The sequence below is a fragment of the Deltaproteobacteria bacterium CG11_big_fil_rev_8_21_14_0_20_49_13 genome (assembly GCA_002796305.1).
Lineage (GTDB): Bacteria > UBA10199 > UBA10199.
In genome coordinates, this window is the sequence record PCWZ01000066.1 from 24,991 (window position 1) to 31,412 (window position 6,422).

Annotated in this window: 6 protein-coding genes; 4 read left to right on the top strand and 2 right to left on the bottom strand. The window is 48.8% G+C overall.

Annotation, left to right across the window (positions count from 1 at the left end; genetic code table 11):
* Positions 1-102 precede the first annotated feature (102 nt).
* Positions 103-849, top strand: coding sequence for a hypothetical protein (locus COV46_06380; protein ID PIR16925.1), 747 nt, complete (start codon positions 103-105; stop codon positions 847-849).
* A 4-nt stretch (positions 850-853) separates the two neighbouring features.
* On the opposite strand, the gene COV46_06385 is transcribed toward COV46_06380, so the two are convergent.
* A complete protein-coding gene (locus tag COV46_06385; GenBank protein ID PIR16926.1) occupies positions 854-2,647 on the bottom strand; it encodes a hypothetical protein in 1,794 nt (597 codons plus the stop codon).
* Between the two features lie 35 nt (positions 2,648-2,682).
* On the opposite strand from COV46_06385, the gene COV46_06390 reads away from it, so the two are divergent.
* Together COV46_06390 and COV46_06395 are read left to right on the top strand one after the other, a co-directional pair.
* On the top strand, positions 2,683-3,510 hold the full coding sequence (locus COV46_06390) for a hypothetical protein (GenBank protein PIR16927.1): 828 nt from the start codon (positions 2,683-2,685) through the stop codon (positions 3,508-3,510).
* Positions 3,511-3,541: 31 nt separating this feature from the next.
* Positions 3,542-4,579 (top strand): hypothetical protein, encoded by a 1,038-nt coding sequence (locus COV46_06395; GenBank protein PIR16928.1) that lies wholly within the window; start codon positions 3,542-3,544, stop codon positions 4,577-4,579.
* Here the strand turns inward: COV46_06395 and COV46_06400 are convergent.
* Positions 4,576-5,103, bottom strand: a complete 528-nt coding sequence (locus COV46_06400; protein ID PIR16929.1) for a hypothetical protein — start codon at positions 5,101-5,103, stop codon at positions 4,576-4,578. The genes COV46_06395 and COV46_06400 overlap by 4 nt on opposite strands.
* Between COV46_06400 and COV46_06405 the strand changes: the two genes are divergently transcribed.
* Positions 5,038-6,174 carry a hypothetical protein gene (locus COV46_06405; protein ID PIR16930.1) on the top strand — a complete coding sequence of 379 codons (1,137 nt, stop codon included), beginning with the start codon at positions 5,038-5,040 and terminating at the stop codon, positions 6,172-6,174. The genes COV46_06400 and COV46_06405 overlap by 66 nt on opposite strands.
* Positions 6,175-6,422: the final 248 nt, after the last annotated feature.

Genomic DNA, 6,422 nt, shown 5'->3' on the forward strand with positions numbered 1-6,422 from the left:
TATACATTAAACCTTCCCCAATTCTCAAGGAAAATATGAAAGAAAAAATTGACAAATTAAATAATTGAATTAGAGGTGTTAAAAACAACAAAGGGGGTTTTAATGAAAAGGTTTTTGTTCGTAGTGCTGGCCGTTTTTGCTATTGCAACTCTGGCCAGAACAGCAGGCGCAGTGAACGTGGGTGATTTTCCTGAAAAGGGATGGCACAAGGGGCCATATCTTGCCGCCACTGTCGGCATGATGCAGGTGACGAACGATAAGAATTCGATCACCGATGAAAAATTTGACGGATCGATCGACCCAGCATTTGGATTGGTTTTCGGTTGGGATATAGCAGACTGGATAGGCCCGATGTTTCAGATCGGATTTGCAACAGCAACCGCAGATGTAGGCGTACCAGCGAACGCTACAGCAACAGTAACTTATGGAGCAAACACCTATCCAATAGGCACGTTCCCGGTCCAAAACGCACGTCAGTATGCTTTAGATATCGGAATTTTTGCTAAAGCAACGCTTCCCTACTTTACTGGGGCATCATGGCAGATGCAGAACCTGAAGATCATTCCATACGCAAAGCTCGGCGGAGTGGGACACGTTTCATATGTTAATGCCGCGGCTACTGCAAACAAGATCGGCGCATTCGGCGGAGGTCCGGCCATAGGTCTCGGGTGTGAATTTCTCGTCTGGAAGGGTTTGTTCTTTGCCCTCGATACGACCGAGAGCTTCGTAATCCAAAAGTCGTGGTATAAGGATATCGCTACAACTACAGGCACAGTCAACATCAAGCTGACAGATGGCGGTTTTAAGCCGCACTTCTCAATGGCAGGCATGTTCGGCTGGCATTTTTAGAGCTCTATTTTGCTGAAACATAGGGGTGGGTGACGATGATCTTGAAACGGTCATCTTCATCCGCCCCTTTTATTGTGTCCCATGCGGCCACTTTGTATATCACGGGGCCGCCCTCTTTTTTAAAGAACGAATAATAGCCGACCCCCGAACCCTGATCCATCATCTTCTTCCCAAATTTTAAAAGTTCGGGATACGAGGCATACATCTCGTCCGTAAAAAGATATTTTCCTGTCTGCTTCGGGTCCTTGTCGTAAAGAATGAGACCGTCGTCCTTCATGCACCATATCTGGTAAGGGCTCTTCAGGGGATCGAATGGAAGCATGGAAAGTACAAATCGCCCGATATCTATCATCGCCGCCAGAAAATACTGTTTATTGAAGGGGACGTGTATCATGAACAGGTAACGACCCGCTTCATTCTTTATAATCCCTTGAAAATCATTTTTTGCTTCAGCCGTGCTTTTAAAAATAAAACCGTCAACAAACGAATACTTTTCTTTGAGATTTATAATGGCGCTATTTATGGTAGAAGGTTCTTTGACCGCCGAAAGCATATCGTTATAAATATTCACGGTATCTTTATTAAGTGTTGTCGCTTCGTTCTGAACCAGGTCGAACGCCTCTTCGGAAAGGTTCATAACATCTACGAGGGCTCCTTGGGCCTTAAGCTCCGCCTTGTGCGCAGTATGGGCAAAGTTCATGGCAAACCCGGCGCCGACTATTATCGAAACAACAAGAAGCCCGAACACCGCCAGGGCAAGCTTGTTCTTTGCGACGAACCTTTTAAACAGCTCGAAACGGGAATAGTTGTAGATACTGACAAGCCTGCCGGCATGGTACGACTTAAGCTCCATGGTCATCTCAGAGGCGTCCTTAAAACGCCCCTTCTTCTCCTTTGCCATCGCCTTTTTGCATATAGCGACCAGCTCGGGTGGAATGGATGAGTATCTTTCGGAAGGGTCCGGCGACGGGGCATCGCTCACGACAAAGCTCATAACGTTCTTACCCTTCTCATGATACGGCCTTTCGCCGGTCAAAAGCATGAATAGAAGCACGCCAAGGGAATAGACATCGGTCTGCGGATCGACGCTTCCAAATTTTTTGTCTATCTGTTCGGGAGCCATGTACGAAGGCGTGCCAAGCACCTCGTTTTCCCCTGTCTTCATATCCTCTGAGTCGTCCTCAATGAGCGAAACATCCACAATATCGCCGTCGCCCGTGTCATCGTTCTTATATCTCTTGGCGATACCCCAGTCGAGGATTACGGTCTCTCCGTAGTCCCCTATTATTATGTTCCCTGGCTTAAGGTCCCTGTGAATGACCCCCTTTGCATGCGCAAAGCTCATGGCGTCGCAAACGTCGATAAAATTGTTCAAAAGCTCCATCCTGCTTCGGAAGGCTCCGTCCTTATTCGCTCCGATGCGGTCCTTCACCGCCTGATAAAGGGTCTTTCCCTTAACGTACCTCATCACATAATATTCGGTCCCTTCGGATGACCTGTTCAGTTCATATATGGGGATGATGTTCGGGTGTTCGAGCTGGCCGGTTATCTTTGCCTCTCTGGAAAAACGGGCGAGGAGCTTCTCCTTCGAAACACCGGGATTGTCGGTCCGGGGCTCTTTGATGGCGACGTTGCGTCTTATGTTCTTGTCGAATGCCAGGAATACGCGCCCTACCCCGCCCTGTCCTATGACGCTTTTCACCACATAATTTCCTTCGTCATTTTTCATGTTTTCAATATACTCCAAATGAAAATTGTTGTAAATGGACAAGAGGCGGTTCTTTGACATAATGTCCATTCCGCAACATTGGAAATATTAGTTGAAAGGGCGTGATGACAAAGACCATGAACCTCCTTTCCAACAAGGAAAGGACCTTCTGGGTCTATCCTATAATCGAAGGCGGCGCAGGGACAGGATTCGGCGGCGGCGTCGGCATAAGACACACCGATCTCTTCCATAGACATTATCTGCTGGGCGCCTCCTACACCATACACATAGACATGTCGCAAGGCGCCGATGTCTCCTTTGCAAAACCCGAGGCCTTCGAGCTCTTTGAAAAACCGGTTTCGTATTCCGCCGGCGCCGGCTTTAACAGGGGGCTCCTTAATAACTATTACGGGATCGGAAACAACAGCTCCGAAAACAACAACGCCATTTACGGCTCAAACGATGTCGAGGTCGGCGCCACTTTAACATATGAGCCCATCGACAATTTTCTGCTCTCTCCCTATTTCGGGTTCAGCATAGGCAACAGCATGAGCAAGGGGAGCGGCTCGTCCACCCCCGGAGTGGAGACGATCTTTCCGCCGGCCGAGATAGATGGTTTTGGCAAATGGGTGAATTATGCCGACATAGGCATAAGGATCGCTAATGACACGAGGAATTCGGTGGAACTGACACAGCGCGGCGGTCTTAGAGCCTTCACTTTTCGTAATTTTTACGGCCTAAACAGGAGCGGATATAATTATAACCAGTACGAGCTCGACGTGAGGCAGTTCTTTCCGTTATGGATACCGAGGCAGGTCCTTCTTTTAAGATGCAATTTTGTTGGAAAGATACCGACCGACGGCAACGAGATCCCCTTCTGGAGGATGGCCACCCTCGACGTCAACTCTCCCCTCCGCGGCTTTTCCACCGGGAGGTTCAACGACAGGGCATAACGACCCGGATTGGCTCGTTAGCGGCGGCGAGATGCTTGGCGCGCTGACCCTGCGCGCCGCCGGATACAATGTGACGGAGAATTACGTCATAGAGTTCGATTCCGGCATCCTTGACAAGGGTGTCGTTCCCGAGGGGCGTTACAGGGCGCTTGCCGTAAGGATACCCAAGGGAACACAGCTGGGTTACTTTGAATATCAGGGAAAAAGAAAGGATGACCCCAACGATCTGATACCACACGAGCACAGACGCGAGCTAAGAGGCCTGCGCATCTTCAGCGCATTTCTTAACAACAAGAGCGTGAGCGTAAAGAACAATCTTGATATCTACGATAACGAGTACGTCACCCATTATCTTTCCAACCTTTCGGCGCCTTTTGCCAATATGCGTTCGGAGTTCCTAAGCGGCTCTGCCAAGACACAGGGACATACGGTAGATTCCCTCTTTTCGTTCGGTTTTTATAACCCCTACTGGACCTCGGCGGATTCCCAGGTGAAGGAATATAAAGGAGTGCTGTCATCCGAAAAGTTCAGGCCCGAGAAATGGAAGGCAAACGACCAAAATCTGGCCTTCAAGTTCATGACGAACCGCGACGCCTTCTGGGCGACCGGAATAATCCAGAAACTAAGCGACAGCGATATCGGGGAAATGGTCAAAATGGCCGGTTACAAGAGCCAAAAGGTCGCCGACAGGGTTGCCGAGGAACTCATTATAAGAAGGGATAAGATTGTTGCATACTGGTTCAAAAAACTTAATCCCCTCTTCAACTTCAACCTTAACGGCGTGATAACGTTCGATGACCTTGGCAGTCCAATCGACAAGATACATCGGTTCAGGATCAGGGATATTGAAGGAGATCTGATCTTCCAAAACTGGCAGCAAACTGCCGGGAATTCGATAACGCTCCCTGCCAATATCCGTGAGCTCCTGGCAAAGAAACGCCATCTGGTGGTTCAGGTACAGACCCTTCGCAATGAACAGAAGAACTGGTGGAGCTCTTCGATCGACGTATATCTGGAAGATAAGGGCGGTCTTAGGATATTAGGTATTCACAGAAGATATAATCACTAGGCCTTGAGGTTTAAGAGTTTTTCTATTTCTTTGACCAGCACTTTTCCATCTACGGGTTTTCTAAGGACCGCGTTGGCACCAAGGCTCTTTGCCTCGGTCTCAAGGTATGGATGTTCAAAACCGGTCATTATGATCACCGGTATCTTTCTGGTCTCTTCTTTTGAGAGCATATACTCAAGAAGCGAAGAATCCCTGCCGTAAGGCATCTGCCAATCCGAGACCACAAGGTCGGGCGAATGATAATCAAGCTCCACGGCGGCACCGGTCCCGTCGGAGGCCTTTATAACCTCATACCCGGCTATTTCAAGCCTTCTGGCCATCATCTCGACGAGCTCCATATCGTCATCTACCAAAAGTATCCTTTTCTTCTCAGCCATGCCCCTTTTATACACGTTCCCGGAAGAAAAGACAACCAAGCTGTTGCATTTTGCCCAAATTTCGTTAAAAGCTCTCGTTATATGAGAATATGCATAATCGGCGGCGGAGTTGTTGGGTTGAATATCGCTTTGGAAATGTCCGTTCATCCTTCGACAAGCGCAGGACGGACGGAGATCTACCTGCTTGAGCAGGAAAAGTTTCTCGGAGATCACACAAGTACGCGCAACAGCGAAGTGATACATGCCGGCTTTGTCTATCCGCCAGATTCACTAAAGGCCAAACTTTGTGTTGAGGGCAACGCCCTGACAATCAAGCAACTGGATAAATTAGGCGTTGCATATAAAAGGTGCGGAAAATGGGTCATCGCCTGCGGCAAAGATGAAGATGCGGCGCTCGAAAAGACGATAGAAAACGCGGTAAAATGCGGCGTTAAGGAATTCGACCGCGTGAATATCGAAAAGTTTTACAATGCCGAACCATCTGCCTACAACGTTACTTCTGCCGTTTATTCCGGGACATCCGGCATTATGGACGCGGCGGCATATATCCGCGCGCTGGAAGTGGCCCTTTCTAAAAACGATAATGCGAACGTTATATATCCGTGCAAGGTGACCTCAATAGACACGGTAAAAAAAGAGCTGTCAACGGAGCGCGGTCCCATCAATTACGACATTCTCATTAATTCGGCGGGGCTCTGGGCGGATGATATCCACAGCATGGTCTGCAGGGGCGAGGATTTTCAGATGTGCGCGCTCTACCAGATAATCCCCTTCAAGGGCGAATATTACACGTGGCGAAAGGGCAAGATCCGAACGATGATATATCCAGCGCCGGACAGATTTCTGTCTCAAGCCAGCAAGGATAGTGATCCAACACTTGTCTCTAGCATGGGCATCCACACCCACAGAAATATCGCGGGAGAGCTTTTTGTCGGGCCGTCACAGGTAAAGCTCACACCCGATAAAAAGGGCGATTATTCCATAGAAACACCGCCGGAGGTCTTTGCCAAAGAGCTAAAGAAGTTCATTAAGGACATAAATGCGGGGGATCTGGAACCCGCCTACGCGGGGAACAGGCCAAAGCTCTATAAAGGCGGCCTGCCTATCGGGGATTTTACGATATTCAAGGAAGGCGATATTATTCACCTGCTTGGAATGGAATCCCCTGCCCTCACCGCCGCTCCGGCTCTAGCAAGATATGTTGCGAAGATGATCTAGTGCTGTCTTCGAGTTTTACGTGGCGGGCCACCGTGGACGACGTTAGAACCGTTCCTTTGCCCACGTTAATGCAGACTTCACGTTGGGAATCGTGGAGCGCTTGAGGTCAAAAAATAAATCTTGGTTGTACATAGAATTGGGGGTCATCTTTTTATTCTCAGGGCATCTCTATAAACCCATTGTTATGTCATTGCGAGGAGCGTCCAGCGACGAAGCAATCTCCATAAATCAAGTGTTTATGGGGGATT

Coding starts and splice junctions, on each gene's coding strand:
- COV46_06380 (PIR16925.1), top strand. CDS start 103: ATGAAAAGGTTTTTGTTCGTAGTGCTGGCCGTTTTTGCTATTGCAACT.
- COV46_06385 (PIR16926.1), bottom strand. CDS start 2,647: ATGGACATTATGTCAAAGAACCGCCTCTTGTCCATTTACAACAATTTT.
- COV46_06390 (PIR16927.1), top strand. CDS start 2,683: ATGACAAAGACCATGAACCTCCTTTCCAACAAGGAAAGGACCTTCTGG.
- COV46_06395 (PIR16928.1), top strand. CDS start 3,542: ATGCTTGGCGCGCTGACCCTGCGCGCCGCCGGATACAATGTGACGGAG.
- COV46_06405 (PIR16930.1), top strand. CDS start 5,038: ATGAGAATATGCATAATCGGCGGCGGAGTTGTTGGGTTGAATATCGCT.
- COV46_06400 (PIR16929.1), bottom strand. CDS start 5,103: ATGAACGGACATTTCCAAAGCGATATTCAACCCAACAACTCCGCCGCC.